This is a genomic window from Xanthobacter sp. DMC47, from assembly GCF_056313845.1.
Genome location: NZ_JBQUZM010000001.1, coordinates 2,461,940 through 2,487,770, shown reverse-complemented (window position 1 = coordinate 2,487,770; position 25,831 = coordinate 2,461,940). Strand labels below are relative to the sequence as shown.

Annotated in this window: 23 protein-coding genes and 1 rRNA gene; 15 read left to right on the top strand and 9 right to left on the bottom strand. The window is 67.8% G+C overall.

What is annotated here, in order from left to right; translation table 11 throughout:
- Window positions 1-329, bottom strand: a 16S ribosomal RNA gene (locus ACT54R_RS11490); the annotation flags it as partial.
- A 935-nt stretch (window positions 330-1,264) separates the two neighbouring features.
- On the opposite strand from ACT54R_RS11490, the gene ACT54R_RS11485 reads away from it, so the two are divergent.
- The 3 genes from ACT54R_RS11485 (at window position 1,265) to ACT54R_RS11475 (ending at window position 5,456) form a co-directional block, all read left to right on the top strand.
- Window positions 1,265-3,331 carry a peptidoglycan DD-metalloendopeptidase family protein gene (locus ACT54R_RS11485; RefSeq protein ID WP_476326315.1) on the top strand — a complete coding sequence of 689 codons (2,067 nt, stop codon included), beginning with the start codon at window positions 1,265-1,267 and terminating at the stop codon, window positions 3,329-3,331.
- 184 nt (window positions 3,332-3,515) lie between these two features.
- Entirely contained in the window at window positions 3,516-4,442 is a 927-nt protein-coding gene (locus tag ACT54R_RS11480; protein WP_476326313.1) for a hypothetical protein, read from the top strand.
- A gap of 84 nt (window positions 4,443-4,526) precedes the next feature.
- Entirely contained in the window at window positions 4,527-5,456 is a 930-nt protein-coding gene (locus ACT54R_RS11475) for a hypothetical protein (RefSeq protein ID WP_476326311.1), read from the top strand.
- A 3-nt stretch (window positions 5,457-5,459) separates the two neighbouring features.
- Here the strand turns inward: ACT54R_RS11475 and ACT54R_RS11470 are convergent, their stop codons facing one another.
- The 3 genes from ACT54R_RS11470 to clpB all read right to left on the bottom strand — a co-directional run bounded on the left by ACT54R_RS11470 (window position 5,460) and on the right by clpB (window position 9,736).
- Window positions 5,460-5,879, bottom strand: coding sequence for a DUF2267 domain-containing protein (locus ACT54R_RS11470; protein WP_476326309.1), 420 nt, complete (start codon window positions 5,877-5,879; stop codon window positions 5,460-5,462).
- A gap of 63 nt (window positions 5,880-5,942) precedes the next feature.
- Window positions 5,943-6,962, bottom strand: a complete 1,020-nt coding sequence (locus tag ACT54R_RS11465; protein WP_476326307.1) for a hypothetical protein — start codon at window positions 6,960-6,962, stop codon at window positions 5,943-5,945.
- Window positions 6,963-7,096: 134 nt separating this feature from the next.
- A complete protein-coding gene (clpB, locus tag ACT54R_RS11460) occupies window positions 7,097-9,736 on the bottom strand; it encodes an ATP-dependent chaperone ClpB (protein ID WP_476326305.1) in 2,640 nt (879 codons plus the stop codon).
- Window positions 9,737-10,063: 327 nt separating this feature from the next.
- On the opposite strand from clpB, the gene ACT54R_RS11455 reads away from it, so the two are divergent.
- From ACT54R_RS11455 to ACT54R_RS11435, 5 genes are read left to right on the top strand one after another with little or no spacing between them, the layout of a single operon-like run.
- Complete coding sequence (locus ACT54R_RS11455; protein WP_476326303.1) at window positions 10,064-10,885, top strand: MOSC domain-containing protein; 822 nt, start codon at window positions 10,064-10,066, stop codon at window positions 10,883-10,885.
- Window positions 10,886-10,904: 19 nt separating this feature from the next.
- On the top strand, window positions 10,905-11,252 hold the full coding sequence (locus ACT54R_RS11450; RefSeq protein ID WP_476326301.1) for a lysozyme inhibitor LprI family protein: 348 nt from the start codon (window positions 10,905-10,907) through the stop codon (window positions 11,250-11,252).
- Between the two features lie 14 nt (window positions 11,253-11,266).
- Entirely contained in the window at window positions 11,267-12,010 is a 744-nt protein-coding gene (locus ACT54R_RS11445) for a pyrimidine 5'-nucleotidase (RefSeq protein ID WP_476326299.1), read from the top strand.
- Between the two features lie 9 nt (window positions 12,011-12,019).
- Complete coding sequence (locus ACT54R_RS11440) at window positions 12,020-12,193, top strand: hypothetical protein (RefSeq protein ID WP_476326297.1); 174 nt, start codon at window positions 12,020-12,022, stop codon at window positions 12,191-12,193.
- On the top strand, window positions 12,190-13,023 hold the full coding sequence (locus tag ACT54R_RS11435; RefSeq protein ID WP_476326295.1) for a GNAT family N-acetyltransferase: 834 nt from the start codon (window positions 12,190-12,192) through the stop codon (window positions 13,021-13,023). Before ACT54R_RS11440 ends, ACT54R_RS11435 begins: the two co-directional genes overlap by 4 nt.
- Window positions 13,024-13,257: 234 nt before the next feature.
- Here ACT54R_RS11435 and ACT54R_RS11430 read toward each other — a convergent pair whose 3' ends face one another.
- Both ACT54R_RS11430 and ACT54R_RS11425 read right to left on the bottom strand, forming a co-directional pair.
- The gene (locus ACT54R_RS11430; RefSeq protein ID WP_476326294.1) at window positions 13,258-14,610 is read right to left on the bottom strand and encodes a sigma-54-dependent transcriptional regulator; all 1,353 of its coding nucleotides are present in this window, start codon (window positions 14,608-14,610) and stop codon (window positions 13,258-13,260) included.
- The gene (locus tag ACT54R_RS11425) at window positions 14,607-16,463 is read right to left on the bottom strand and encodes a sensor histidine kinase (protein WP_476326292.1); all 1,857 of its coding nucleotides are present in this window, start codon (window positions 16,461-16,463) and stop codon (window positions 14,607-14,609) included. Before ACT54R_RS11425 ends, ACT54R_RS11430 begins: the two co-directional genes overlap by 4 nt.
- A 281-nt stretch (window positions 16,464-16,744) precedes the next feature.
- Between ACT54R_RS11425 and ACT54R_RS11420 the strand changes: the two genes are divergently transcribed.
- Window positions 16,745-18,106, top strand: coding sequence for a dicarboxylate/amino acid:cation symporter (locus tag ACT54R_RS11420; protein ID WP_476326290.1), 1,362 nt, complete (start codon window positions 16,745-16,747; stop codon window positions 18,104-18,106).
- 139 nt (window positions 18,107-18,245) lie between these two features.
- A complete protein-coding gene (gene chrA, locus ACT54R_RS11415) occupies window positions 18,246-19,490 on the top strand; it encodes a chromate efflux transporter (RefSeq protein ID WP_476326288.1) in 1,245 nt (414 codons plus the stop codon).
- 22 nt (window positions 19,491-19,512) lie between these two features.
- Here the strand turns inward: chrA and ACT54R_RS11410 are convergent, their stop codons facing one another.
- Both ACT54R_RS11410 and ACT54R_RS11405 read right to left on the bottom strand, forming a co-directional pair.
- On the bottom strand, window positions 19,513-19,992 hold the full coding sequence (locus ACT54R_RS11410; RefSeq protein ID WP_476326286.1) for a cyclic nucleotide-binding domain-containing protein: 480 nt from the start codon (window positions 19,990-19,992) through the stop codon (window positions 19,513-19,515).
- Between the two features lie 47 nt (window positions 19,993-20,039).
- Window positions 20,040-20,726 (bottom strand): response regulator transcription factor, encoded by a 687-nt coding sequence (locus tag ACT54R_RS11405; RefSeq protein WP_024281375.1) that lies wholly within the window; start codon window positions 20,724-20,726, stop codon window positions 20,040-20,042.
- A gap of 110 nt (window positions 20,727-20,836) precedes the next feature.
- Between ACT54R_RS11405 and ACT54R_RS11400 the strand changes: the two genes are divergently transcribed.
- The 4 genes from ACT54R_RS11400 (at window position 20,837) to ACT54R_RS11385 (ending at window position 24,439) form a co-directional block, all read left to right on the top strand.
- Window positions 20,837-21,388, top strand: coding sequence for a L,D-transpeptidase family protein (locus tag ACT54R_RS11400; protein ID WP_476326284.1), 552 nt, complete (start codon window positions 20,837-20,839; stop codon window positions 21,386-21,388).
- 113 nt (window positions 21,389-21,501) lie between these two features.
- Window positions 21,502-22,302, top strand: coding sequence for a (Fe-S)-binding protein (locus ACT54R_RS11395; RefSeq protein WP_476326282.1), 801 nt, complete (start codon window positions 21,502-21,504; stop codon window positions 22,300-22,302).
- On the top strand, window positions 22,299-23,756 hold the full coding sequence (locus ACT54R_RS11390) for a LutB/LldF family L-lactate oxidation iron-sulfur protein (protein WP_476326280.1): 1,458 nt from the start codon (window positions 22,299-22,301) through the stop codon (window positions 23,754-23,756). Before ACT54R_RS11395 ends, ACT54R_RS11390 begins: the two co-directional genes overlap by 4 nt.
- The gene (locus ACT54R_RS11385; RefSeq protein WP_476326278.1) at window positions 23,753-24,439 is read left to right on the top strand and encodes a LutC/YkgG family protein; all 687 of its coding nucleotides are present in this window, start codon (window positions 23,753-23,755) and stop codon (window positions 24,437-24,439) included. The genes ACT54R_RS11390 and ACT54R_RS11385 overlap by 4 nt, the downstream gene beginning before the upstream one ends.
- Window positions 24,440-24,448: 9 nt before the next feature.
- Here ACT54R_RS11385 and ACT54R_RS11380 read toward each other — a convergent pair whose 3' ends face one another.
- Window positions 24,449-24,586 (bottom strand): hypothetical protein, encoded by a 138-nt coding sequence (locus ACT54R_RS11380; RefSeq protein WP_476326276.1) that lies wholly within the window; start codon window positions 24,584-24,586, stop codon window positions 24,449-24,451.
- Window positions 24,587-25,012: 426 nt separating this feature from the next.
- Between ACT54R_RS11380 and ACT54R_RS11375 the strand changes: the two genes are divergently transcribed.
- Entirely contained in the window at window positions 25,013-25,699 is a 687-nt protein-coding gene (locus ACT54R_RS11375; protein ID WP_476326274.1) for a hypothetical protein, read from the top strand.
- The last annotated feature ends 132 nt before the right edge of the window (window positions 25,700-25,831 follow it).

Here is a 25,831-nt window from a genome sequence, read left to right as displayed (position 1 = left end):
TCCCCACTGCTGCCTCCCGTAGGAGTCTGGGCCGTGTCTCAGTCCCAGTGTGGCTGATCATCCTCTCAGACCAGCTACGGATCGTCGCCTTGGTGAGCCTTTACCTCACCAACTAGCTAATCCGACGCGGGTTCATCCAATGGCGATAAATCTTTCCCCCGAAGGGCACATACGGTATTAATCCAAGTTTCCCTGGGTTATTCCGTACCATTGGGTAGATCCCCACGTGTTACTCACCCGTCTGCCGCTCCCATTGCTGGGCGCTCGACTTGCATGTGTTAGGCCTGCCGCCAGCGTTCGCTCTGAGCCAGGATCAAACTCTCAAGTTGTATGAGATTGATCCGGCGTCGCTACGAAACTTACACTCATCTAGACGAGGTCGAACACTCCAATATCACTCGCGTGATAACAAGAAGCGTCCGGAGTTCCGTAGACCGCCAAAGTCTCACAGGCCAATCCCAGCATCGCTGCCAGAAGAGACCCCGCAAGGACTCCGCCGTCCACGTTTCTCTTTCTTCTGTCATACATGTCAAACAGCGGTGGAAGCAGAAGCTTCCCTGCCCTAGAAGGGCCGACAGACGCGCCATCGTCCGGCTCTTTAACCGGCGGCTTCACATCAGTGAAGTCGTGAGGAGCGTCGGAGACGCGCTGTCGATCCGTCCAGTTGGCGGCGGCAGCGCGTCGTCGATGGGCGGTTTATAGGGGCAACCCCCTTCCGGTGTCAACACCCCCGTTTTCAGCCATCGTGAAGCGCGTATGACGCTGTGGGCAAATCCCCGCCTACCGGGCCACCGCCCGTTGCAATGCAACGATTTTCGGCCTGTGGACATATTGCGCTGCAAGAGCGGATCGAATCGCAGTCGGCGAAGCTTCAGCCGAAAAATTCCGGATCTTTTTCGCCAGTGCCCCGCCGAAAAGGCCCGGCCCTCTCTCAACGCGCCCTTCCGGGGCGTACGGATCGCGCTCGCGCGCGTGCGCGCGTATATGGATGTGTCGATTTGAATGCGCGGTCCCTTGCCGGGACCGCGGCGCGGCGCAACGGCAAGGCCGACGCCATGCTTTTGCCGCCTCCGGACCCTCACATGCGCCGCCACGGACGGGGCCGACGGGGCGTGATTTGCGCCGCGTCATTGACGGGTGGTGAGGCGGGAGGCATGTTCGCCAAACGTCTTGTTCGCCGAACGTGTTGGCAACCGTTTTTGCAGAAACCCTGGCGGGTAACGGCCTGTGCGCCGCACACGCGCACGCAGCTGAGGGACGCAGATTGTATCATCGACGATCAGCCGGGGACTGGCGCGACGCCACGAGCGCTGCCGGTCTCGGCGACGACCCCCCGCTCGGGGTGGACGGAGATGAAGAGGATATCGACCGGCGCCGCGTCTCCGCGCGCTGGTTCGCCGCCACGCTGCTCACGGCCTTGTGTGGTTCGTTCCTGATGGGCGGCGCCGTTTACGCGGCGCTGGACGGCGAGCACCGCTTCGCGCTCATGCCGGAAAAGGTGCGCAACGCCATCCGCGGCGCGCTGGCCGTCGGCGAACGCCCGGTCAATTCGGCCCGCAAGGGCGATCGCATGTCGCTCCTCGGCGATGTCGCCACCGCCCGCCAGACCTTCCGCGTCTCCACCGCCACCAAGATGGGTGACCGCGAGATCATCAAGGTCCGGCCCTTCACCCGGGTGGCGGCGAACCTCGCCATGTCCACCACCTCGGTGTCCTCCAACATCCCCCGCTTCAACCCGGCCCAGCTCGTGGCCGATTCCAGCAAGGACGAGGTCGCGCCCCAGGCCGAGCCCACCGGCGAGGTGACGCTGGTGATGCGCGATATCTCCAGCCTGCCGCCGAGCACCCGCCTTGGCGCCGCGACCTCCATGGAAAACGTGCTGGTGAAGGTGCGCGAGGTGGCCGAGCTGACCCGCGTGCAGCCCGGCCAGGGCGGATTGCCCGCCGCCATCGTCGCGGGCCAGCCGGGCTTCCCGCCCCAGATGGCGGCCCAGGCCGCGACGTCGCCCTACCTCTCCTATGCCAGCGTCGGCAACGCGCTCGGCTCGCCGGGTCTGCCGGCCTCCGCCGTTCCCGCCGCCCACGCGCCGCCCGGCGCCGCCAATGCGCCGGTGCCGGTGGCACCGAACAACATCAGCTTCGTGCCCAAGACCTCCGACGAGACCTCCGGCGGCAACGACTGGTCGGATGCCACGGTGGTGGTGAAGAAGGGCGACACCATCGTCTCCATCCTCATGGACAACGGCGTCTCCAAGGAAGACGCCCGCGCCGCCGCCGCCGCTTTCCAGCGCGGCCGGGACGGCACCGTGAAGGACGGCCTGCGCATGCACCTGCTGCTGCAGGAAGAGAACAAGCGGGTGCGCCCGCTGCGCATCTCCATCTTCAGCGACCTCGGCCACGAGGGCACCGTCGCGCTCTCCGACAAGGACGAGTTCGTCAACGTGCCCGAGCCGTCCGAGACCGAGATGGCCGGCGTCTCCGAGGATACGGACGAGGATGACGGCGGCCCCGGCATCCGGCTCTACGAGAGCATCTACGAGACCGCCCTGCGCAACGACGTGCCGCGCAGCGTCATCGCCGACCTCATCCGCGTCTATTCCTTCGACGTGGACTTCCAGCGCCGGGTGAAGCCGGGCGACAGCTTCGAGGTGCTGTTCTCGGACGACCCGGGCGCCTCCAACGACGTGCTCTACGCCGCCCTCACCGTGAACAAGGAAACGCGGCGCTACTTCCGCTTCCAGACCACGGACGACGGCCTCGTCGATTATTATGACGAGGACGGCAAGAGCGCGAAGAAGTTCCTGGTCAGAAAGCCCATGGCCGGCGGCATCATGCGCTCGCCCTTCGGCTATCGCCGCCACCCCATCCTCGGCTATTCCAAGCTGCACACGGGCGTGGATTGGGCGGATGCCATCGGTTCGCCCATCTATGCCGCGGGCAATGGCACCATCATCTACGCCAACTGGAAATCCGGCTACGGCAAGCACACGGAAATCCAGCACGCCAACGGCTACGTCACCACCTATTCGCACCAGTCGGGCTTCGCCCGCGGCATCCGCGAGGGCGTGACGGTGCGCCAGGGCCAGCTCATCGGCTATCTCGGCAACACCGGCCTCTCCACCGGCCCGCATCTGCACTACGAAGTGAAGATCAACGGCAACTTCGTCGATCCCATGCGCATCCGCCTGCCCCGCGGCCGGGCGCTGGATGGCAAGTTCCTCGCCGAGTTCAAGAAGGAGCGGGAGCGCATCGAGGCCCTGCTCAGCCACGCCCCGGTGCCGCCCAAGGTGGCGAACGCCGGCGCTGCCAAGACCCGCGCCGCCAGCAACTGACGGCCCGCCCTTCCCCTGTCGTGCGCGGGGTAGGGCGGCCGTCTTCAAAAGACCGCTGGACACGCGGGATGGCGCCGCGAACACGGCCGCACTTCGCCACAAACAAAGCTTGACCTTGGGAACGGTTCAGCTACCGCTGCGACCGGTTGAAAGCCAAACCTTTCTCTCCCAGAGGACTGCCCCCATGAGCGGCCCCTTCCGTGGTTCGGTTCGTTCCCTCGCCTGCGCCTTCGTCCTCGCCACCGCGCTTCCCACCCTCGCCGCCGCCGATCCGCTGGGGGACTATGTGACCGCCCGCGACAAGGCCATCGCGGCCTCCCTCGCCGCCGGCAAGGCGGGCAAGAGCGGCGACGAGGCCGTGATCAAGCGCGAGGAAGCCGCGCTCAAGGACCTCGGCAAGCGCATGACTGTCGTCATCGGCCCGGTGAAGTTCAAGGGCCTCGGCGATCCGCAATATACCCTGCGGGTGCTGACCTACGACGAGAACACCCCCGCCAAGGATCTCGACGGCATCTCTTTCGCCGCCAAGGATTTCAACACCCGCCTCGTGGTGGCGCCCGACAGTCTCTTCACCGCCTGGCTCGCCGCCCGCGCCAAGGATCCCGACGCCCCGAAAGCCTTCGCCTCCGGCCTGAAGGAGGCTGCGGGCACGTCCGAGTTCTACACCAACGCCATCGCCTTCGACGGCGGCTACTATCAGCCCTATGTGGAGCTGCCCGTGGCCGCCGCGCCGGGCGAGACCGCCATCGCCTGGCTCGGCCTCCAGACCGAGGAACCCGCCGGCAATACCGCGCCCAACGAGATCGCCATCGTGCGCGTGGGCGGCGGCAAGGCCATGGTGGGCGTGACCATGACGAAGCTGGACGTGAAGCCCATCGCCGCCTGCGACGCCATCTGGCAGCCCTTCAAGACCAAGGCCGACGCGCTGCAGAAGCAGGTGGAGAAGGACAACAAGGACCAGGATCCGCGCTGGGAAGAGATCACCAAGATCCAGGACGAGGGCTCGGTCGCCTATCGCGCCTGCTTCTTGAAGGAAGCCCCCGGCCAGCCCTTCTTCGCCGCCGCCGTGAAGAAGGCGGAAGCCTTCCTCGCCACGTCGCGCGGGCAGTGAGCGGGCTACCTTCATCACGCATTGATTTTTACCATTGGCGGCGCAGATTGCGCCGCCAATGTCGTTTCTAGCCGTGAGAGTCCCATGACGCGCCCCCGCCCCGCCGGATGCTCCTCCCTCCGCCTGGCTGCGGTGCTGCTCGCGGGACTTCTCGCCGCGCCGGCGGCGGCCCATGCGGATGGGGCGGACGACTACATCGCCGCCCACACCCGGGCCGAGGCGGAGGTGGCCGCCGCCGTGAAGGCGGGCAAGAGCGACGGCGACATCGACAAGCTCAGTGGGCCGCTGCTGAAGGATCTGGAAAAGCGGATGCTCGCCCTCCTCGGGCCGCTCAGCTTCAAGGGCACGCAGAAGAAGCCCATCTTCATGCCCTCCTCGCTCAACCCGGAATTTCTGGAATCCAAGGAGCCGGACGGCCTCCTCTTCTCCGGCGCCAACCTCACCACCCGCTATTTCGCCTCCCCCGAGCCCGTCTTCACCCAGTGGCTAGCCGCCCGCGCCAAGGAGGAGGACGCCGCGCCCGAGCTGCGCCTCGGCCTCAAGGGGGCCATGGGCACGGAGCCCTTCTATTTCGCCGTGCTGGGCACGGATGCCGCCTTCATCAAATACATGGACCTGCCGGTGACGGCCGGCGACGGCGAGAGCGTCACCGCCGCCCTCGGCCTCTTCACCCAGTCGGGCCAGCAGAACGACCCGCCCAGCAGCATCGTCTTCACCCGCATCGGCGACGGCCACGTTGTGGTGGGCACTGCGGATCTGAAGGCCAGCATCAAGCCCCTGCCGGCCTGCGAAGCCATCTGGAAAGAGGCCAACGCCAAGGCCACCAAGCTGGAAGACGCCGCCGGCAAGACCCGCAACGACGAAGACCCGCGCTGGAAGCAGGCCGAACAGGTCCGCGAGGCCGGCGGCGACGCCTTCCGCGCCTGCTTCGTCAAGGCCGCGCCGGGACTGCCGTTCTTCGCCGGCGCGGTGAAGCGGGCGGAAGAGCTGGTGCAGGCGGCACGGGGGAAGTAGGCGTCAGGCTTTCCAGAAGTCGGCGGCGCCTTCGGGCAGGGTGGCGAGGACGCGATCGAGCTTGTCCGCGTCCATGTTCCGCCGCAGCGCCGCCGCCACGTCGGCGATAGCCGAGGCCGGCGCGAAATTGTGGTGCCGGCGCAGGTCCTGCACCTCCGCCGTCATCGTCTCCCGATCCGCAAACGGCCGACGCGGCTCCGCCGTGTCCCAGTCCGCCACGAAGATGGCCCGCAGCACGGGCGGCAGCACCCCCGCAAAGCGGATCGCCTCCTCCACCGACAGCCGCCGCCGGAACACCACCAGAACCCCCTCCACCATGGTGTAGGTCTGATTGCGCGTGGCAAGCCCGGCCGTGTCCCGCGCGTCGGCGAGGAAGCGGTCGAACTCTTCGGTGGCGTGCTGGAGGTCGAGGGGGATGGTCATGGGTCCGGAATTCTTGCCTTCGTCATATAAAAGAGAAAGGTCTCTCATCTGTGAAGCAAGGATCTAGGCCGCTGTCGTCATATCTGACCACCAAAACCGCTTTTCATTAATGACATTAGCAAGTTGCAAGAGGCCAACATTCGCCGGATCACGAATAAAAACGCGGTAGCCGGGCGCCATTTCGCGCGGCATAGCGATCATCGAGGCAAAAGAACCCACGATCCGGTTACAAGCGTCGATAGTTCCGAATATGATATTCGCAATCCAAGGAATTAAAGAGACCAGATTTTCGTTGTATCTATGCTCATCGGTCCATAAAAATTCTGAGAATGCCGGCGCTTTTGGATCTACGCAAAAGCCCTTTTCTGTCGCAAAAACGGTCTCAACACTTCCGCCCCCATGAATTATTTTATCGCGAATTCTCAAAAGAGACACGTAGAATGGCGATAACCTGTGATATTCCTCGGCCAACGAAGCGGGAATTGCGTATTTATCAGTTAATTCCTCAACAGTTTTCGCCGCGCCCCGCTCGCGGATGGCAGTTTTTGTAAATTTATCTGGCAATTTGTGACGCCGCTTGATCGCGTCCCGTTCTAAATCGCTCAACGTGATGCGATTATTCCACAAAAAAGCTATAGCTTCCTGGATCAGATCAAATACCGATCTTGACACAGTCACTATATACTCGAGTTCTGACTTAACGAACGAACTAATAATGCTTGAATCTATTACATCCTTCTTATCGAAGAAATGTCTTAATTTGCATAAGCTAGTCGCAAGAAGATGAAAATCATCCTGTATGCCAAACATTAATTTGTTTATTTCAGGCCAAGTCGCCCTTTGCCACATTAAATCAATGAATTCTATATAAATATCAGACTTGGTAGCAGGCTCTTTCGCAATGTAATTAGAATGTACTGCGTCAACAATTTGCAGCTTTATAATAGAACCGGGCGGCGCCTCGGTCCATAGATGCCATTCGAACCCATCCCAGAATGGCATAATCAGTATCGACCGACCATCAACGGCCTGTGGATCAAGATATACAATCTTTCTTAGCTCTAGATAGGAAACTGATCCCATCCTGTAATCCTCATCAACGGATTAAGGGAAACCGTCCGGATCGCATGATGTCTTTGACCCCCAACATCATGATCCATTAAAACCCCCGGCGCATCCACGCCGGGGGTCCGTCCTCACACCCTAAACCCTAACCCTCAGGCCGCCTGATCCACCTTCGCCGCCTCGCTGGCGAAGGTCAGGTGGCCGTCGGCCAGACCCACGGTCACCTTGGCGCCGTCGAGGATTTCGCCGCCGAGGATCTTCTCGGCGAGGGGGTCCTGCACCAGCTTCTGGATGGTGCGCTTCAGGGGGCGCGCGCCATAGGCCGGGTCGTAGCCCTTTTCGGCGAGGAAGCTGCGCGCCTCGGGGGAGAGCTCGATGGTGATCTTGCGATCCTCCAGGAGCTTGCGCAGCCGGCCCAGCTGGATGTCCACGATGTGGTCCATCTGGTCCCGCTTCAGGCGGTGGAACATGACGATCTCATCGATCCGGTTGATGAATTCCGGGCGGAAGTGACGCCGCACGGCCCCCATCACCATGTCGTAGGCCTCCTCGTCGGACACCACCTCGTCGCCCGCATGGCCCGGCACCTTGAAGCCCATGGGCTGGCGCGGATCGGCGAGGAATTCGGCACCGAGGTTCGAGGTCATGACGATGAGCACGTTGCGGAAGTCCACCGTGCGGCCCTGTCCGTCCGTCAGACGCCCGTCGTCGAGCACCTGCAGGAGGACGTTGAACACGTCCGGATGCGCCTTCTCCACCTCGTCGAACAGCACCACCTGATAGGGCCGGCGCCGCACGGCTTCGGTGAGGGCACCGCCCTCGTCATAGCCCACATAGCCGGGAGGGGCGCCGATCAGCCGGCTCACGGAGTGCTTCTCCATGTATTCCGACATGTCGATGCGCACCATCGCCGTCTCGTCGTCGAACAGGAACTCGGCCAGCGCCTTGGTCAGCTCCGTCTTGCCGACGCCCGTGGGGCCGAGGAAAAGGAACGAGCCGATGGGCCGGTTCGGGTCCTGCAGGCCGGCGCGGGCGCGGCGCACGGCGGTGGAAACGGCGGCCACAGCCTCCGACTGGCCCACCACGCGCTTCGCCAGCTCCAGCTCCATGCGCAGCAGCTTCTCGCGCTCGCCCTCGAGCATCTTGTCCACCGGCACGCCGGTCCAGCGGGAGACGACGCCGGCGATGTGGCTGGGCGTCACCGCCTCTTCCACCATGCCGCCGGCCGCGCCCGCCTTCTCGATGTCGGCGAGCTTCTTCTCCAGCTCCGGGATGACCGAATAGGTCAGCTCGCCGGCCTTCTGGTATTCGCCCTGCCGCTGCGCGGAGGCGAGGTCGGCGCGCGCCTGGTCGAGCTTGGCCTTGACGGTGGTCGCCTCGCCCAGCTTCTCCTTCTCGGACTTCCACTTGGAGGTGAGGACGGAGGCCTTCTCCTCCAGGTCCGCCAGCTCCTTCTCGGACCGCTTCAGGCGGTCGCGGGAGGCGCTGTCGGTCTCCTTCTTCAGGGCCTCCTGCTCGATCTTGCGGCGCATGATCTCGCGGTCGAGGCTGTCCAGCTCCTCCGGCTTGGAATCCACCTGCATGCGCAGGCGCGAGGCCGCCTCGTCCACAAGGTCGATGGCCTTGTCGGGCAGAAAGCGGTCGGTGATGTAGCGGTTCGAGAGAACCGCCGCCGAGACCAGCGCCGAGTCGGTGATGCGCACGCCGTGGTGCAGCTCGTACTTCTCCTTCAGGCCGCGCAGGATGGAGACGGTATCCTCCACCGTGGGCTCGGAGACGAAGACGGGCTGGAAACGACGGGCCAGCGCCGCGTCCTTCTCCACGTGCTTGCGATACTCGTCCAGCGTGGTCGCGCCGACGCAGTGCAGTTCGCCGCGGGCCAGGGCGGGCTTCAGCAAATTGGACGCATCCATGGCGCCGTCGGTCTTGCCGGCGCCGACCAGGGTGTGCATCTCGTCGATGAACAGGATGATGCCGCCCTCGGCCGCCTCGACTTCGGAGAGCACGCTCTTCAGGCGCTCCTCGAACTCGCCGCGATACTTCGCGCCGGCGATGAGGGAGCCCATGTCGAGGGAGAGAAGGCTCTTGTCCTTCAGGCTCTCGGGCACGTCGCCGTCCACGATGCGGCGGGCGAGACCCTCCACGATGGCGGTCTTACCGACGCCGGGCTCGCCGATGAGCACGGGGTTGTTCTTGGTGCGCCGTGCCAGAACCTGGATGGTGCGGCGGATCTCCTCGTCGCGGCCGATGACCGGGTCGAGCTTGCCGTCCCGCACGGCCTGGGTGAGGTCGCGGGCATATTTCTTCAACGCGTCATAGGCGTTCTCGGCGGTGGCGGTATCCGCGGTGCGGCCCTTGCGCAGGGCCTCGATGGCCGCGTTCAGGGTCTGCGGGGTCACGCCCGCCTTCGCCAGCATCTTGCCGGCGTCGGTGTCCTTCTCGATGGCGAGGGCAAGCAGCATCCGCTCGACGGTGACGTAGCCGTCACCCGCCTTCTTCGCCGCCTGCTCGGCGGTCTCGAACACCTTGGCGAGTTGCTGGGACACATACACCTGTCCCGAGCCGCCCGACACCTTCGGCAGCTTCTTCAGCGCCGCTTCCACCTCGGCGCGCACCAGCACGGGATTGCCGCCCGCGCGCTGGATGAGGCCCGAGCACAGGCCCTCCGGATCGTCCATCAGCACCTTCAGGAGATGCTCCGGCGTGAACTGCTGGTTGCCCTCCCGCACCGCCAGCGACTGGGCGGACTGGACGAAGCCCCGCGCGCGCTCGGTATAGATCTCAAAATTCATCTGTCTCTCCTCCTTCCCGCGCCCGATACCTTCTCAAGAAGCATAGGGGGCGCGGCGGGACACGGTCCCGGCATCCCCGGCTACCGTCGCACAGGCGGAACAAACCTGCGCCGTGCCTCATGTGGGTGTGGCCCCGCTGCAACGGAAGGGGGTGACGGAACGATTTCGAGCCGGCCGGGCCAGACCGCGCCGCCACCCCCTTCCGAGACCCCAACGTTAGGTCAGGCACGCCGCCATCGCCTTGATCCAGGCGAAATTTTCACCGGCCTTGACCGGGCCGGCGGGGCATGGGACGCGAGGGCCTCCGGACCCGAAGGAGCGCCCCGCATGCCTGTGTCGTCCGCCGCCTCGACCTCCGCCATTCCGGCGGCCGCGCTGCCCCCCGCCACCGTCACCGCCCTCTACCGCCATCCGGTGAAGGGCCTCTCCCCCGAGGCGCTCGACGCCGTGGAGCTGACCGCCGGCGCCTTCTTTCCCAACGATCGCCTCTATGCGGTGGAGAACGGCCCCAGCGGCTTCGATCCCGCCGATCCCTCCTACCGGCAGAAGACCGCCTTCCTGATGCTGATGCGGGACGCCCGCCTCGCCGCGCTCGCTTCGCGCTATGACGCGGCGACGGGAACGCTCACGCTTTCCCTCGACGGGCATGAGGTGGTGGCGGCCAACCTTGCGACACCCGAGGGCCGCGCGGAGGTGGAGGCCTTCCTCACCTTCTATATGGGCGAGGAAGCACGCGGCCCGCTGAAGCTGCTCACCGCGCCGGAGGGCTTCCGCTTCACCGATTCGCTGCGCTCCGGCTTCCTCTCTTTGCTCAACCTCGAAAGCGTGCGCGATCTCGGCACGCGCATGGAGGCGGAGCTGGACCCCCGCCGCTTCCGCATGAACCTCCATCTGGAAGGCTGGCCGGCGGGCGCCGAGCTGGAGCTGTCGGGTGCTCGGCTCGATGTGGGCACGGCGCGCATCGCCATCCTCAAGCGCACCGAGCGCTGCGCGGCGGTGAACGTGAACCCTTCGACCGCCTCCCGCGACCTCAATGTGGTGAAGGGCCTCGTTTCCGCCTACGGCCACGCTGACTGCGGTATCTATGCCAAGGTGGTGCGCTCCGGCCGGGTCGCGGTCGGCGACACCATCCGCCCCGCCGCCGACTGATGCCTCCCGGGAGAAATCCATGCGCCTGACATCCGCTCTTCTCGCCGCCACGCTCGCCACCGCGCTGATCGTCCCCGCCTCCGCCGCCAGCTTTTCCTGCAACGGCGTGACGGCGCCCGACGAGGTGGCCATCTGCAAGAGCTGCGACCTCGCCCAGCTCGACGTGAAGATGGCGACGCTCTACGGCGTCATCACCAAGATGGTCGGCATGGGCCAGCGCGGCATGATCCAGGACGACCAGCGCGCCTGGCTGGTGCAGCGCGCGAGCTGCAAGGGCGACGCCGCCTGCATCTCCGCCTCCTACCAGGCCCGTATCAGCGAGATCGAGGGCATGCTCTCCGACATCTATTCCCGCGGCCCGTTCTGAGGCATGGTCCGGCGATGATCTCCCCCTCCCCCGCGGCGCTTTCATCGTCGGATTTCGATCGCGTCGACACCTGGGTGTTCGACCTCGACAACACCCTCTATCCCGCCCAGCACGACCTCTGGGGCCAGATCGACGCCCGGATGAAGGCGTATATCTCCGACCTCCTCGGCATCGCGCCCGAGGAGGCGTTCCGCATCCAGAAGGACTATTACCGGCGCTACGGCACCTCCCTGCGCGGGCTGATGATCGAGCACGGGGTGGAGCCGGCGGCCTTCCTCGCCCATGTCCACGACGTGGACCTCTCCACCCTCGACGCCTCCCCCCGCCTCGCCGCCGCCATCGAGGCGCTGCCGGGGCAGAAGCTGGTCTACACCAATGGCTCCGAGCGCCACGCCCGCAACGTGCTGGAAAAGCTCGGCATGGATGCGCACTTCACCGCCGTCCACGACATCGTGGCCGCCGAATTCCATCCCAAGCCCACCGAGGAAGCCTACGAGCGCTTCCTGCGCGCCCACGGGGTGGAGGCGACCCGCGCCGCCATGTTCGAGGATCTCGCCCGCAATCTGGAGGTGCCCCACCGCCTCGGCATGGTGACGGTGCTGGTGGTGCCGCCCGGACAGACGGTAGCGGCCCGCGAGAGCTGGGAGTTCGAAGGCCGCGAGGACGCCTACGTGAACCACGTCACGGAAGACCTCGCCGGCTTCCTCGAAACCGTCGCCCGCGACCTGCCCCCGCCTCTCCCGGCAGACCCGGAGTAGAGACGGGCCATGGACCAGGCGCGCATCCAGGTTCAGGGACGCACCGGCGAATGGACCACCGTGATGGTGGTCCAGAACCTCGCGCCCAACATCGCCATCGCGCTGGACCAGACCGCGCGCACGCACAAAGATTGCCGTGTGCGCGCGGTGGATTCCGCCAACCGTGTGCTGGACCTCCGATGAGCCAGACGATCCGCACCCTCACCGCCGACGAGGTGGACATCGCCGTGGACTGGGCCGCCCGCGAGGGCTGGAATCCCGGCCTCGCCGACGCCGCCGCCTTCCTCGCGCAGGATGCGCACGCCTTCCGCGGCCTCTTCCTCGACGGCGCCCTCGCCGCGGTCATCTCGGCGACGCGCTATGCGGGCGGCTTCGCCTTCGTCGGCTTCTACATCTGCCGCCCGGACCTGCGCGGCGAAGGCCACGGCCTCGCGCTGTGGCAGGACGCCTTCCGCACCCTCGACGGCCCTGTGGGGCTCGATGCGGTGGTGGAGCAGCAGGCCACCTACGCGCGCGACGGCTTTAAGCGCGCCTACGCCAATTTCCGTTTCGGCGGCATGGCGCCTGAGGCCCCGCCCGACGCTCGGGTGGTGGACATCACCCCCGCGCATCTTCCCGCCATCGAAGCGCTGGACCGCGCCTGCTTCGGCTTTCACCGGCCGGATTTCCTGAAGGCCTGGCTCGCGCCGCCACAGGGACGGGCCTGCGTCTTCGTTCAGGACGGTGCAGTGAAGGGATACGGCGTCATCCGCCGCTGCCGGACGGGATGGAAGATCGGCCCGCTCTTCGCCGACGATGCGGCGGTGGCCGGCGCGCTCTTCTCCACCCTCGCGCGAACGGCCGCGGGCGATCAGGTGTTCCTCGACATCCCCGATCCCAACCCCGCCGCCCGCGCCCTCGCGGAGGGGGCAGGCCTCGCCCCGGTGTTCGAGACCGGCCGCATGTATCGGGGCGCAGGGCCGGAGCTGCCGCTCAACCGCATCTTCGGCATCACCACGTTCGAGCTGGGATAGGGGCGGCGGGCCTCACGGCCTCTTCGCAACCTTCATCCTTCATCGCTCGCGCGATCCCGTCTACTCCCAAACGTCATCGCCCGCCTTGTGCGGGCGATCCACCCCAGGGCGAGAGGGGTGCTGGTCTTCCGGCACCGGACAAGGGGCGGGGTGGATCCCCCGGGCGAGCCGGGGGATGACACGCCCCCCAGGGGGCTCCCGGTGTCGGGGCAATGGCCTCACCACTCCATCCCCTCATCGCCCGCGATAGGCGGCCTGATCGATGCCGTGGCGGCGGAGCTTGTCATAGAAGGTCTTGCGGGGGATGCCGAGGGCGGCCACCGTGGCCTGCACATCCCCCTTGTTGGCTTCCAGCGCGGCGCGGATCTCCTGCGCCTCGAAGGCATCCACCCGCTCCGGCAGGGTGCCCTTGCCGCCGCCGGCGTCGGCCGGAACGGAGGCCGCTTCGGGCTCCACCAGCCCCAGCGCCACGCGCTCGGCATAATGCACCAGCTCGCGCACGTTGCCCGGCCAGTCATGCTCGGCGAGATGGCGCAAGACGCCAGCGTCCAGCTCCGGCGGGGCACGGTTGAAGCGCTCGGCGGCGCGGGCGAGGAAGTGGCCGAACAGCAGCGGCACGTCGCCCCGCCGGTCGCGCAGCGCGGGGATGCGCACGGACGCGACGTGCAGGCGGTAATAGAGATCCTCGCGGAAGCTGCCCTGCCGCACCAGCGCCGGCAGGTCCACCTTGGAGGCGGCCACCACGCGGATGTCCACCCGGCGCGTCTCGTTGGTGCCCAGCGGGGCGATCTCGCGCGCCTCCAGCACGCGCAGCAGCTTTACCTGGAGGGCCGGCGACATGGCCTCGATCTCATCGAGGAAGAGCGTGCCGCCATGGGCGTGTTCGATGCGCCCCACCCGCTTCTTGACCGCGCCCGTGAAGGCGCCGGCCTCGTAGCCGAAGAGTTCGCTCTCGATCACCGTCTCCGGCAGGGCGCCGCAATTGACCGCGACGAGCGGGCGGGTGGCGCGGCGGCTCCAGCGGTGGAGGGCGGTCGCGACCACCTCCTTGCCGGAGCCGGTCTCGCCCTCCACCAGCACGTCCACGTCGGCATCGGCGATCTGGCGCAGCATCTGACGCAGACGCGCCATCACCGCGCTGGTGCCGAGCAGGGGCAGGTCGTCCTGCGTGGTGGCGACGGCGCGCTTCAGCTCGCGGTTTTCCAGCACCAGCCGGCGGCGGTCGAGCGCATGGCGGATGCTGGCCACCAGCCGCTCGGAGGCATAGGGCTTGGCGAGGAAGTCGTAGGCGCCCTCGCGCATGGCATCCACCGCCATGGCGATGTCGCCGTGGCCGGTGACGAGGATCACCGGCAAATCGGGATCGCGCGCCTTCAGCCGGCGGAACAGCTCCAGCCCGTCGATGCGCGGCATGCGCACGTCGGTGACGACGACGCCGGGGAAGTCCGCGTCGATCACCTCCAGCGCCTCCAGCGCCGAGCCGTAGCCGGCGACGGTGAGGCCGGCGAGCATGAGCGCCTGCACATTGGCCGCGCGCAGCACCGCGTCGTCGTCGATGAAGGCCACGTCCACGGGAAGTCCTGTCATGCGGTGCCGGCTCCTGTCGCGCGGGGCAGGGTGATGGTGAAGACGGCGCCGCCGCTGTTCTCCACCTTCAGGGTGCCGCCGCACTCGGCGATGATGTCCTTGGAGATGACGAGGCCCAGCCCCAGCCCCTGCGGCTTGGTGGTGGTGAAGGGCAGGAACAGCGCGCCCAGCATCTCCTCCGGCAGGCCCGGGCCGTTGTCGGCGACGGTGACCACCACCGTGTCCGGCCGGGTCTCCACGCGGATTCGGATTTCCCCGTCGCGCCGTGTGCCGATGGCCTCGGCCGCGTTCTGGATCAGGTTCACCAGCACCTGCTCGAGGCGCATGCGGTCGCCGGTCACCGCAACGTCCGGCTGGTCGATGTCGAGCGCGAGGGCGATGTCGGTCTGCAGCAGGCGGTAGCGCATGAGCAGCAGCGCGCCGTCGATGGCCGGGGCCAGCGCCACCGGCTCGATGCGCGCGGTGGATTTGCGGGCGAAGGCGCGCAATTCCCCGGTGATGGCGCCGATGCGCTCCGTCAGCGCCGCGATGGTGTCGAGATTGGCGGCGGCAGCGGCCGGCTCGCCGCGATCGAGGAAGGCGCGGGAATTCTCCGCGAAGGTGCGGATGGCGGCCACCGGCTGGTTCACCTCATGGGCGACGCCGGCGGCGATCTGGCCGAGCACGGCGAGCTTGGAGGCCTGCACCAGCTCGTCCTGCAGGGCATCGAAGGCGAGGCGGGCGCGGCGGCGCTCCTCCATCTCCGTCACCAGTTGCGCATTGGCGGCGGAAAGCTCCGCCGTGCGCTCGACCACGCGGGCCTCCAGCGCCCGCCGGGCCTCGGCCTCCAGCGCCAGCGCCCGGGCGCGGCGGCGCCGGCGGGTCCACCACACGCCCGCGGAGCCGAGGCCGATGACGCCGGCGAGCGCCGCCGAGGCCCGCGCCGCCGTGGTGGCAAGGCGCGTGGTGGCGGCGGTGGGCGCGAGCACGGTGAGCGTCCAGCTGGTGGAGGGCACCGGCATGTCCACGGCCACGAAATCCTGCGCCGTGCTGCGGCCGGGCAGGCGCAGGCGCAGCACCCCGCCCGCCTCGGGCGAGGGGCCGAGATCAAGCCGGTTCAGGGGGGAATCGCCGAATTGCAGGCTCTCGCGGATGGCATCGCGCTCTACGGGATCGAGCGGCACGGTGGTGCGGAAGCGGAAGTCGGGCTCCGAGGCAATGAGCACGATGTGCCGTTCGTCGGTGACGAAGGTGGGCTCGGCGAAGCGCCGCCATTCGGCCTCCAGCCCGTCGAACTCGGCCTTCAGCACGAGGACGCCCAGCACCCGGCCCTGCGCCTCCACGCGCTGCGCCAGATAGAGGCCGGGTTTCCGGCTCACGGTCCCGAAGGCGAAATGCTCGGCCCGCCCCTCGGCCAGCGCGTTGCGGAAATAGGGCCGGAAGCCGTAGTCGGAGCCGAGAAAGCTCTCCGGGGTGCGGTAGTTGCTGGCCGCGACCGTGTGGCCCTCGGCATCGATGAGATAGATGACGCCGGTGCGCGCGTCCTCCGCCAGGGCATCGAGCCGCCGGTCCAGGGCGTCGAAGCGGGCCGTGTCCGGCGCCTCCAGCGCGCCCCGCACCTCCGGGTCCTGCGCCAGCACCACCGGCAGGGATCGCTGCTTGTCCACCTCGCTGCGCAGCACCGCGACCCGGAGCGCCGCTGCCGTCTCGGCGGAGGCCGCCACCTGCGCCACCGCCCAGCGGCGTGCGGCATAGTCCGCCACCCGGTCGAGCGCGACCATCAGCGCCAGCGCGGCCAGCGCCGCGCCGCCCACGGTCAGCAGGCGGCGGCGGGAGGGGCGCTCGGGACCCGATTCAATGCCCGGCTCGGCCAAGGCAGGCTTCTCCTCGTGTGCGGATTTCCGCACAGGCTCTGCCGGCAATGTGCGCCTCACCGCACGCGGTGTCGAGGGGCGCAGCGGAGCCGCACGGAAAAAGGATTGCGAATCAGCCTGTTGCCTGCGTCCCGCGCCAGGCTCGGAACTGGCATGCGCCTTGCGCAGGGGGAGAGGTCGAGCGGCGCGCTGCGCCGGCCCTTAACGAAGCATCCGGTCCCGAAGTGTCCAGGCCATCCGGCTGAAAGAGGCACCAAGAGCCCGGCGGAGGAAGGTCTGAGATGGCCCACGCGATTCCGGCGCATCCCGCGCCCCATCATTACCCGCGCAAGTTCTACCATCACCTCTATTTCCAGGTGATCGTGGCGATCATCGCCGGCTCGCTGCTGGGCCATTTCTATCCGGACTTCGGCGCCAGCCTGAAGCCGCTGGGCGACGCCTTCATCAAGCTGGTGAAGATGGTGATCGCGCCGGTCATCTTCCTCACCGTCGTCACCGGCATCGCCGGCATGCGCGACATGGGCAAGGTCGGCCGCGTGGCCGGCAAGGCCATGATCTACTTCCTCACCTTCTCCACGCTGGCCCTCATCATCGGCCTCATCGTGGCGAACGTGGTGCAGCCCGGCGCCGGGCTCAACATCGATCCCAAGACGCTGGATCCCAAGGCCGTCGCCACCTATGCGGCGAAGGCGCACGATGCCTCCATCATCGGTTTCCTGATGGACATCATCCCGGCGACGCCGGTGTCGGCCATGGCCAATGGCGACATCCTGCAGGTGCTGTTCTTCGCCGTGCTGTTCGGCATCGCGCTCGGCGGCGTGGGCGATCTCGGCACGCCGGTGCTCAAGGTGCTCACCTCCGCCTCGCATGCCATGTTCCGGCTGGTGGCCATCGTCATGAAGGCGGCGCCCATCGGCGCGTTCGGCGCCATGGCCTTCACCATCGGCAAGTACGGCATCGGCTCGGTGAAGAACCTCGCCTTCCTGATCGCCACCTTCTACCTGACCGCCTTCCTGTTCGTGTTCATCGTGCTGGGCCTGGTGGCGCGCTACAACGGCTTCTCCCTGTGGAAGCTCCTGCGCTACATCCGCGAGGAACTGCTCCTCGTGCTGGGCACCTCCTCCTCGGAAGCGGCCCTGCCCGGCCTGATGCTGAAGATGGAGCGCGCCGGCTGCGCCAAGTCGGTGGTCGGCCTCGTGATCCCCACGGGCTATTCGTTCAACCTCGACGGCACCAACATCTACATGACGCTGGCGGCGCTCTTCATCGCCCAGGCCACCGGCATCCATCTCTCCCTCGAAGAGCAGATCCTGCTGCTGCTGGTCGCGATGCTGTCGTCCAAGGGCGCGGCGGGCATCACCGGCGCCGGCTTCATCACGCTGGCGGCCACGCTCTCGGTGGTGCCGTCGGTTCCGGTGGCGGGCCTCGCCCTCATCCTCGGCATCGACCGCTTCATGTCCGAGTGCCGCGCGCTCACCAACTTCGTCGGCAACGCGGTGGCCACCATCGTGGTCGCCCGCTGGGAAGGCGAGCTGGACAAGGCCAAGCTCCTGCGCGTGCTCGACGGCGAGCCCATCTCGCTGGAAGACGAGTTCGACGAGGGCCTGATCTCCACCGCCCCCGGCGTCAAGGCGGTGGCCTGAGCCTCCGTCCGCCGCGCGCGGTACCTGTCCTCCCCAGCTGCCCGCCTCTTCGGAGGCGGGCTTTTTCTTGGCCGTTGCGGCACGCTTGACCGGCCACGGCGGCGATGACATCCAGACCGCCACGGATCGGGGGCTGAACATGGCAGATGAAGCGGTCGAGACGCCGGAAGATCGTTCGGCGGGCTCCCCCGGCGAGGTGTTCCGCGCCTTCCTCAAGCTCGGGCTCATCTCCTTCGGCGGACCCATCGCCCATCTCGGCTATTTCCGCGCCGAGCTGGTGGAGCGGCGCCGCTGGATCGATGACGAGGGCTATGCCGACCTCGTGGCGCTCTGCCAGTTCCTGCCCGGCCCGGCCTCCAGCCAGCTCGGCTTTGCCCTTGGGCTGATCCGGGGCGGCGGCTTTCTCGGCGGGCTGGCCGCCTGGGCGGGCTTCACCCTGCCCTCGGCGCTCCTGCTCGCCGCCCTCGCGCTCCTGTCCTCCTACATGGGCGTTACCGCCCTCACCGGCGGCGTCATCGGCGGCATCCTGCACGGCCTCAAGCTGGTCGCCGTCGCCGTGGTGGCGCAGGCGGTGTGGGGCATGGCGCGCACGCTGACCCCCGATCAGCCCCGCGCCGGCATCGCGCTCAGTGCCATCGTCATGGTCACGCTGGCGGCGGGCAGCTTTGGGCAGGTGGCGGCCATCATCATGGGCGCGATGGCCGGGCTGTTCCTCTGCCGGGACGAGGGTGCAACCGCGACGGCGGCCCCGAGCCATCTGCCGGTGCCGCTCAAGCGGCGGACGGGCGCGATCCTGCTCGCGATCTTCGCCCTGTTGCTGGTGCTGCCGCCCCTCTTCAAGGCGGCATCGCCCTATATCGGGGTGTTCGATTCCTTCTACCGCTCGGGCGCGCTCGTGTTCGGCGGCGGCCATGTGGTGCTGCCGCTGCTGCAGGCCGAGGTGGTGACGACAGGCTGGGTGCTGCCCAGCCAGTTCCTCGCCGGCTACGGCCTCGCCCAGGCGGTGCCCGGCCCGCTCTTCACCTTCGCCGCCTGGCTCGGCGCGGTGATGGCACCGCCCGCCGGCGGGGTGACGGGCGCCGCGGTGGCGCTGGTGGCGGTGTTCCTGCCCGGCCTGTTGCTGGTGACGGGCACGCTGCCCTTCTGGAGCACGTTGCGCGGCATGCCGCTGGCGCAGGCCGCCATGCGCGGGGCCAACGCGGCGGTGGTGGGCATCCTCGGCGCCGCGCTCTACACCCCGGTCTTCACCGGCGCCGTGCTGCGGCCGATGGATTTCGCCGCCGCCGTCACCGGCTTCCTGCTGCTCACGGTGTGGAAGGTGCCGCCGCTGGCGGTGGTGGTGGTGCTGGCGGTGCTCGGGCCGTTCCTGACGGGGCTCTATTAGGGCCCGGCCGAATGCCGATCGCTCAGCGCCGGCGGCGCTGGCGGTGCTCTTCCAGCTTCACCCGCACGCCGTCGAGGGCGCGGAGCGTCCCTTCCAGCCGTCGGGCAATGGCGCGGCGGAACTTGGCCGTGGCTTCGGGATAGCGCTCCAGCACCCGCGTGAACACCTCCTGCGGCAGGCGGATCACCACCGTCTCCTCGGCAGCGACGGCGGTGGCCGGACGCGGGGTGGCGATGATGAGGGCCGTCTCACCCACGAGGGCCCCGGCCGTCACGCCCTTCAACAGGCGCGGTGCGGCGGGGGTGCGCTCGTCGAGCAGATTGAGGCGGCCGGACACCACCACGAAGGCGCCGTCGGAGATCTCGTTGGCGCGGAACAGCACGTCGCCCTCGGCGAGCCGCACCTCCTCGGCGCCCGAGGCGAGCATGCGCACGGCGCCGTCGCTGAGCAGATCGAAGGTGGCGACCCCCCGGAGCAGCGCGATGTCCCTGTCGATGCTCACGGACGACGTTTCCTCAAGTGGCTGTGCATGATGGTGAGGCCCGGCCGTCAGGGCACGAGCTTGTAGCCCCCGGCCTGGGTCGCAAGAAGGGTGGGATTGGAAGGATCGGGCTCGATCTTCTGGCGCAGGCGGTAGATGTGGGTTTCCAGAGTATGCGTGGTGACGCCGGAATTATAGCCCCACACTTCCTGCAGCAGCGTCTCGCGCGGCACCGGATTCTTACCCGCCCGGTAGAGATAGCGCAGGATGGCCGTCTCCTTCTCGGTGAGGCGGATCTTGGAGCCGCGCTCGGTGAGGAGGAGCTTGGCGCCCGGCCGGAAGGAATAGGGGCCGATGGCGAACACCGCGTCCTCGCTCGCCTCGTGCGAGCGCATCTGGGCGCGCAGGCGGGCCAGCAGCACCGCGAAGCGGAACGGCTTCACGATATAGTCGTTGGCGCCGGCCTCGAGCCCCATGATGGTGTCGCTGTCGGTGTCGTGGCCGGTCAGCATCAGGATGGGGGCCTTGAAGCCGTTGCGGCGCATCTGGCGCACGGCGTCACGCCCGTCCATGTCGGGCAGGCCCACGTCCATGATGACGAGGTCGATGGCCCCGTTCTTCGCCTGCTCGACGGCGCCGCCGGCGGTGTCCGCGCCCACGGGCTCGAATTCGTCCTGGAGCGCGAGCTGCTCGATCAGCGCATCGCGCAGCTCCGGGTCGTCCTCGACCACCAGGATTTTCCACGCATTGGGCATCAATTCCTCCTGCGCCCTTGCGGGCGCGCGAATCGCGCCAGTAGAGCATGGACATGGCTTGGCGCAAATTTCCATCCCGGGATGGCTGTGGAGAGGTATCAAACTAAGTCATGGCACCGCTACATCCTGTGGGAATCTCCCGCGTCCGCGTCAGCCGCCGCCCCGGCACCCGCCACCAGGGGATTTTGCGGGTGGGCGGGCTCTCGCTCCCCGTTGCCCTGGGACGCTCCGGCATCGGCGCCGACAAGCGCGAGGGGGACGGGCGCACCCCCGCCGGCCGCTGGCGCATCCTCGCTCTCCTCTACCGGCCCGACCACGGACCGCGCCCGGCCTCGCGCCTCCCCGCCCGCCCCATCCGCCCCGCCGACGGCTGGTGCGACGACCGGGCGGACCGGCGCTACAACCGCCCCGTCACGCTGCCCCTCGGCGGCGCGCGCACCGCGTCCCACGAGCAGATGTGGCGGGACGATGCGCTCTACGATCTGGTTCTGGTGATCGACCACAACCAGCGCCCCCGCGTCGCCGGGCGCGGCTCGGCGGTGTTCGTGCATCTTGCCCGGCCGGGGTTCAAGGCGACGGAGGGCTGCGTCGCGCTCCGCCGGGCGGACATGAAGCGCCTGCTGGCGCGGCTCAAGCCGGGGGCGGTCATCGACATAGTGTAGGGGGATGGCGCGCGGGCCTTTGGTCCGCCCGTCATTTCGTCGCCCCGGACGCGGTGCTATAGAGCCGTTCCAATCAGCGGCGGGCGCTCGCCCGATCCAACGCACGGGGCATCATGACCGCGCAATTTCCGCCCGATGCGGCGCGCCATCCACGGGTGGGCCTGTTCTGCACCTGCCTCGTGGACACCATCCGCCCCTCGGTGGGCTTTGCCGCCGCCAAGCTGCTGGAGGATGCCGGCTGCGAGGTGGACGTGCCGCCGCAGACCTGCTGCGGCCAGCCCGCCTTCAATTCCGGCGACCGCGCCACCACCCGCGCGCTGGCGGAACAGATGATCGCGGCGTTCGAGACCTTCGACTACGTGGTCGCCCCCTCCGGCTCCTGCGCCGGGATGATCAAGACCCACTATCCCGAGCTTTTCACCGGCGAACCGGATTGGGCCGGGCGGGTGGAGCGCTTCTGCGCCAAGGTGTTCGAGCTGACCTCCTTCCTCGTGGACGTGCGCGGCGTCACCTCGGTCGAAGCCGCCTATGACGGCACCGTCACCTATCACGACAGCTGCTCGGGCCTGCGCGAGCTCGGGGTGAAGGACCAGCCCCGCCGCCTGCTCTCCTCGGTGGAGGGGCTGGCGCTGACGGAGATGAAGGACGCCGACACCTGCTGCGGCTTCGGCGGCACCTTCTGCGTGAAATATCCCGACGTCTCCAACGCCATCGTGGAGAAGAAGTCCGCCAACATCGCCGCCACCGGCGCCGGCACGCTGCTCGCGGGCGACCTCGGCTGCCTCATGAACATGGCCGGCAAGCTCCAGCGCGAGGGCCGGCCAGTGCGGGCGCTCCATGTGGCCGAAGTGCTCGCCGGCATGGGTGACGAACCGGCCATCGGCGAACCTACGGAGAAGGGGGCGAAGCGATGAGCGTCGAGATCACCACGCCCCGTTTCAAGGACAATGCGAAGAAGGCGCTGGCCGACCTGCCGCTGCAGGGCGCGCTCTCCAAGGTCGGCCCCGGCTTCATCGGCAAGCGGGCGGCGGCGGCCGAGAAGCTGCCGGAGTTCGACGCGCTCCGGGATTCCGCGCGCGACATCAAGAACCACACGCTGGCCCACCTCGACCTCTATCTCGAGCGCTTCGAGGCCAAGGCGAAGGAAGCCGGCGGCCATGTGCATTTCGCCGTGGATGCGGCGGACGCGCGGGCCATCGTCACGGACATCTGCAAGCGCCTCGGCGCCAAGACCGTGACCAAGGGCAAAAGCATGATCTCCGAGGAGATCGGCCTCAACGACCATCTCGCCGCCGCCGGCATCCAGCCGGTGGAGACGGATCTCGGCGAATATCTCATCCAGATCCGCGGCGAGGCGCCATCCCACATCATCGCCCCCGCCATCCACCTCAACAAGGATCAGGTGGAAGAAGACTTCCGCCGCGTCCACGCCCATCTGCCCCCGGAACGCGACCTCTCCGAGCCCACCTCGCTGCTGGCCGAGGCGCGGGGCGAACTTCGCCAGAAGTTCCTCGCGGCAGATGTGGGCATCACCGGCGCGAACTTCCTGGTGGCGGAGACGGGCACCTCCATCATCGTCACCAACGAGGGCAACGGCGACCTCACCCAGACCCTGCCGAAGGCGCACATCGTGCTCGCCTCGCTGGAAAAGCTGGTGCCGACGCTGGAGGACGTGAGCCAGATCCTGCGCGTGCTGGCCCGCTCGGCCACCGGGCAGGACATGAGCGTCTACACCACCTTCTCCACCGGCCCCCGCCGCCCCGGCGATCCGGACGGGCCGGGCGAGTATCACGTGGTGATCCTCGACAACGGCCGCTCCGCCATGCTGGGCGGGCAATTGCGCGAGGTGCTGCGCTGCATCCGCTGCGGCGCCTGCATGAACCATTGCCCGGTCTATCACGCGGTGGGCGGGCACGCTTACGGCTGGGTCTATCCCGGCCCCATCGGCTCGGTGCTCACCCCGGCGCTGATCGGCGTGGAGAAGGGACGCAATTTGCCCAACGCCTCCACCTTCTGCGGCCGCTGCGAGGAGGTGTGCCCCATGCGCATCCCCCTGCCCAAGCTGATGCGGCACTGGCGGGAGAAGGAATTCGAGCGCCACCTCACCCCGGCGACCCAGCGCTTCGGCCTTTCCGTGTGGGGCTTCTTCGCCCGGCGCGGCTGGCTTTACCGGCCGGCGACGCGGCTCGCCATGGGCGCGCTCTCGCTGTTCGGGCGGACCAAGGGACGCTTCGCCTCCCTGCCGCTGGCCGGCGGGTGGACCCAGCACCGCGATTTCCCGGCGCCACAGGGCGACACCTTCCAGGCGCAATGGCGCGCCCGGCAAGCCGAGCGGCGCGCGGCGCAGACGCAGGGAGCCGGCCGATGACATCTTCCCGCGACACCGTTTTCGCCTCCATCCGGGCGTCCCTCGGCGTCACCTCGCAGGAGGCGCCGCGCCGGCAGGCGGTGGCGGACCGCCTCACCTCGCATCCAAGAGGTGTCATTCCCGCGCGAGGGCAATTGCCGGAGGCCGAGCGCCTCACCCTGTTCCGCGACATGGTGATCGCCGCCGCCGCGACCATCGATCACCTGCCCTCCACGGCCGAGGTGCCGGAGGCCATCGCCGCCTATCTGAGGTCCCGCAACCTGCCCATGACCATCCTGCGGGGCGCCGACGCGCGCCTCGCGGCCCTGCCGTGGGAGCGCACGCCGGCCCTCGACGTGTGGATCGGCCCCTCGGACGGGCGCCAGCTCGCCGGTCTCTCCCACGCCTTCGCCGGCGTCGCCGAATCAGGCTCGCTGGTGATGCTCTCCGGCCCGGAGAACCCCTCCACCCTCAACCTGCTCCCCGACCACCATCTGGTGGTGGTGGACGCAACGGATGTGGCGGGGGACTACGAGAGCGTGTGGGACCGCATCCGCGCCCGCTATGGTGAGGGCATGCTGCCGCGTACGGTGAACTGGATCACCGGCCCGTCGCGCTCCGCCGACATCGAGCAGACCTTGCTGCTCGGCGCCCACGGGCCGCGCAGCCTGCACGTGCTGCTGGTGGGGGGCACCATGTTTTAAGCCGGTTGTCTAGTCGGACAGGCGCGATGCCCAGATGCCGAGCGCGACGCCCAGCGGCACGGCCAGGAAGATCGCCAGCGCGACGGTGAGGAAGCCGCCGAACAGACAGCCCATGATGGCGCCGGAGATGGCCGAACACACGGCCACCAACAGGATTCCCCCGGGTGGACGACCCGGCTGGACATAAGGATCTGGCGGCACGGGCTGGACGGGCTCGTCCTTTCGCCGCTGGAGACGGACCTGACAGAAGGCCGGCCATGAGGGTGCAAGCGCGCTGATCTGCGCGCCACCGGCCGTTCCGATTGCGAGAGCTGACACGACTTCGTCCTCACCCTGACTTGAGGGAAGCAGCACGCAAGGTAACACAACTTCAGCGCGGCAGTATACTGAGTTTATCGCAAAACGAGAATTTAGAGGAACAATGGGTATGATGCAGGCGCGACACGGGATCGGAAAAAACGTCGCGCGCGGTTCCGCTTATGCGCCGGATAAGCAATCCGGTATTGCCCGTCCGGCGTTTTGGCGGCAGTAGATCGATCACTTTTCAGAAACGGTGAGACAATGAAAGTTGGCTTGCGCTTCGTCCGGGCCCTGTTCGCAGCGCTCGTCGTCCTCTGCGTCGCCCAGCCGGCGCTCGCCCAGCAGAACCGCGGCCACGTCTACCTTCTGAGGGGGCTCGCGAACGTCTTCTCGCTGGGCATGGACGATTTGGCCGCCAAGCTGAACGCCCGCGGCATTCCGGCGACGGTGCACGAGTACGGCCAGTGGGCCTCCCTCGCCGACGCCGCATCCGCCGACAGCCGCGCCCACGGCAATTCCCCCATCATCATCGTCGGCCATTCGCTCGGTGCCGATGCGGCGGTGGAGATGGCCGAGCGCCTGACCGCGCTGGGCACCCCGGCCAAGCTGATCGTCACCTTCGATCCGGTGGGCGTAACCCAGGTGGGCGCCGCCTCTGGCTATTTCGTCAATTACTACCAGTCCAACAACGGCTACGGGAAGCGGCTGACGGCCGGCCCGGGCTTCCGCGGCAACATCGTCAACCGCAACCTGAACGCCATCGGCGGCATCGACCACTTCAACATCGAGAAGTCGCCGCGCCTCCATGACGAGGTCATCACCCAGGTGCGGTCCATCACCACGCCGCGGCCGAAGCCCAAGCCCAAGCCGGTGGACCCGGCGGCGCCCTCCGTGACGCCGGCCACGCCGAGCACCTCCCCCGGCACCCAGGCCGCGGCCAAGCCCGGCGCGCCGGGCTGAGGGACGGCTTTTCGGACGAGAAATCAGCGGCGGGCTTCGGCCCGCCGTTTTCGTTTGGGGCGCCCCTCCCCTTCAGCGCCGTCGTCGCCCGCCTCGTGCGGGCGATCCACGCAGGGTCTGAAGCGGCGCCTC

Coding starts and splice junctions, on each gene's coding strand:
- ACT54R_RS11400 (WP_476326284.1), top strand. CDS start 20,837: ATGGCACCGCTACATCCTGTGGGAATCTCCCGCGTCCGCGTCAGCCGC.
- ACT54R_RS11385 (WP_476326278.1), top strand. CDS start 23,753: ATGACATCTTCCCGCGACACCGTTTTCGCCTCCATCCGGGCGTCCCTC.
- clpB (WP_476326305.1), bottom strand. CDS start 9,736: ATGAATTTTGAGATCTATACCGAGCGCGCGCGGGGCTTCGTCCAGTCC.
- ACT54R_RS11465 (WP_476326307.1), bottom strand. CDS start 6,962: ATGGGATCAGTTTCCTATCTAGAGCTAAGAAAGATTGTATATCTTGAT.
- ACT54R_RS11390 (WP_476326280.1), top strand. CDS start 22,299: ATGAGCGTCGAGATCACCACGCCCCGTTTCAAGGACAATGCGAAGAAG.
- ACT54R_RS11475 (WP_476326311.1), top strand. CDS start 4,527: ATGACGCGCCCCCGCCCCGCCGGATGCTCCTCCCTCCGCCTGGCTGCG.
- ACT54R_RS11450 (WP_476326301.1), top strand. CDS start 10,905: ATGCGCCTGACATCCGCTCTTCTCGCCGCCACGCTCGCCACCGCGCTG.
- ACT54R_RS11420 (WP_476326290.1), top strand. CDS start 16,745: ATGGCCCACGCGATTCCGGCGCATCCCGCGCCCCATCATTACCCGCGC.
- ACT54R_RS11435 (WP_476326295.1), top strand. CDS start 12,190: ATGAGCCAGACGATCCGCACCCTCACCGCCGACGAGGTGGACATCGCC.
- ACT54R_RS11440 (WP_476326297.1), top strand. CDS start 12,020: ATGGACCAGGCGCGCATCCAGGTTCAGGGACGCACCGGCGAATGGACC.
- ACT54R_RS11470 (WP_476326309.1), bottom strand. CDS start 5,879: ATGACCATCCCCCTCGACCTCCAGCACGCCACCGAAGAGTTCGACCGC.
- ACT54R_RS11405 (WP_024281375.1), bottom strand. CDS start 20,726: ATGCCCAATGCGTGGAAAATCCTGGTGGTCGAGGACGACCCGGAGCTG.
- ACT54R_RS11445 (WP_476326299.1), top strand. CDS start 11,267: ATGATCTCCCCCTCCCCCGCGGCGCTTTCATCGTCGGATTTCGATCGC.
- ACT54R_RS11455 (WP_476326303.1), top strand. CDS start 10,064: ATGCCTGTGTCGTCCGCCGCCTCGACCTCCGCCATTCCGGCGGCCGCG.
- chrA (WP_476326288.1), top strand. CDS start 18,246: ATGGCAGATGAAGCGGTCGAGACGCCGGAAGATCGTTCGGCGGGCTCC.
- ACT54R_RS11430 (WP_476326294.1), bottom strand. CDS start 14,610: ATGACAGGACTTCCCGTGGACGTGGCCTTCATCGACGACGACGCGGTG.
- ACT54R_RS11480 (WP_476326313.1), top strand. CDS start 3,516: ATGAGCGGCCCCTTCCGTGGTTCGGTTCGTTCCCTCGCCTGCGCCTTC.
- ACT54R_RS11395 (WP_476326282.1), top strand. CDS start 21,502: ATGACCGCGCAATTTCCGCCCGATGCGGCGCGCCATCCACGGGTGGGC.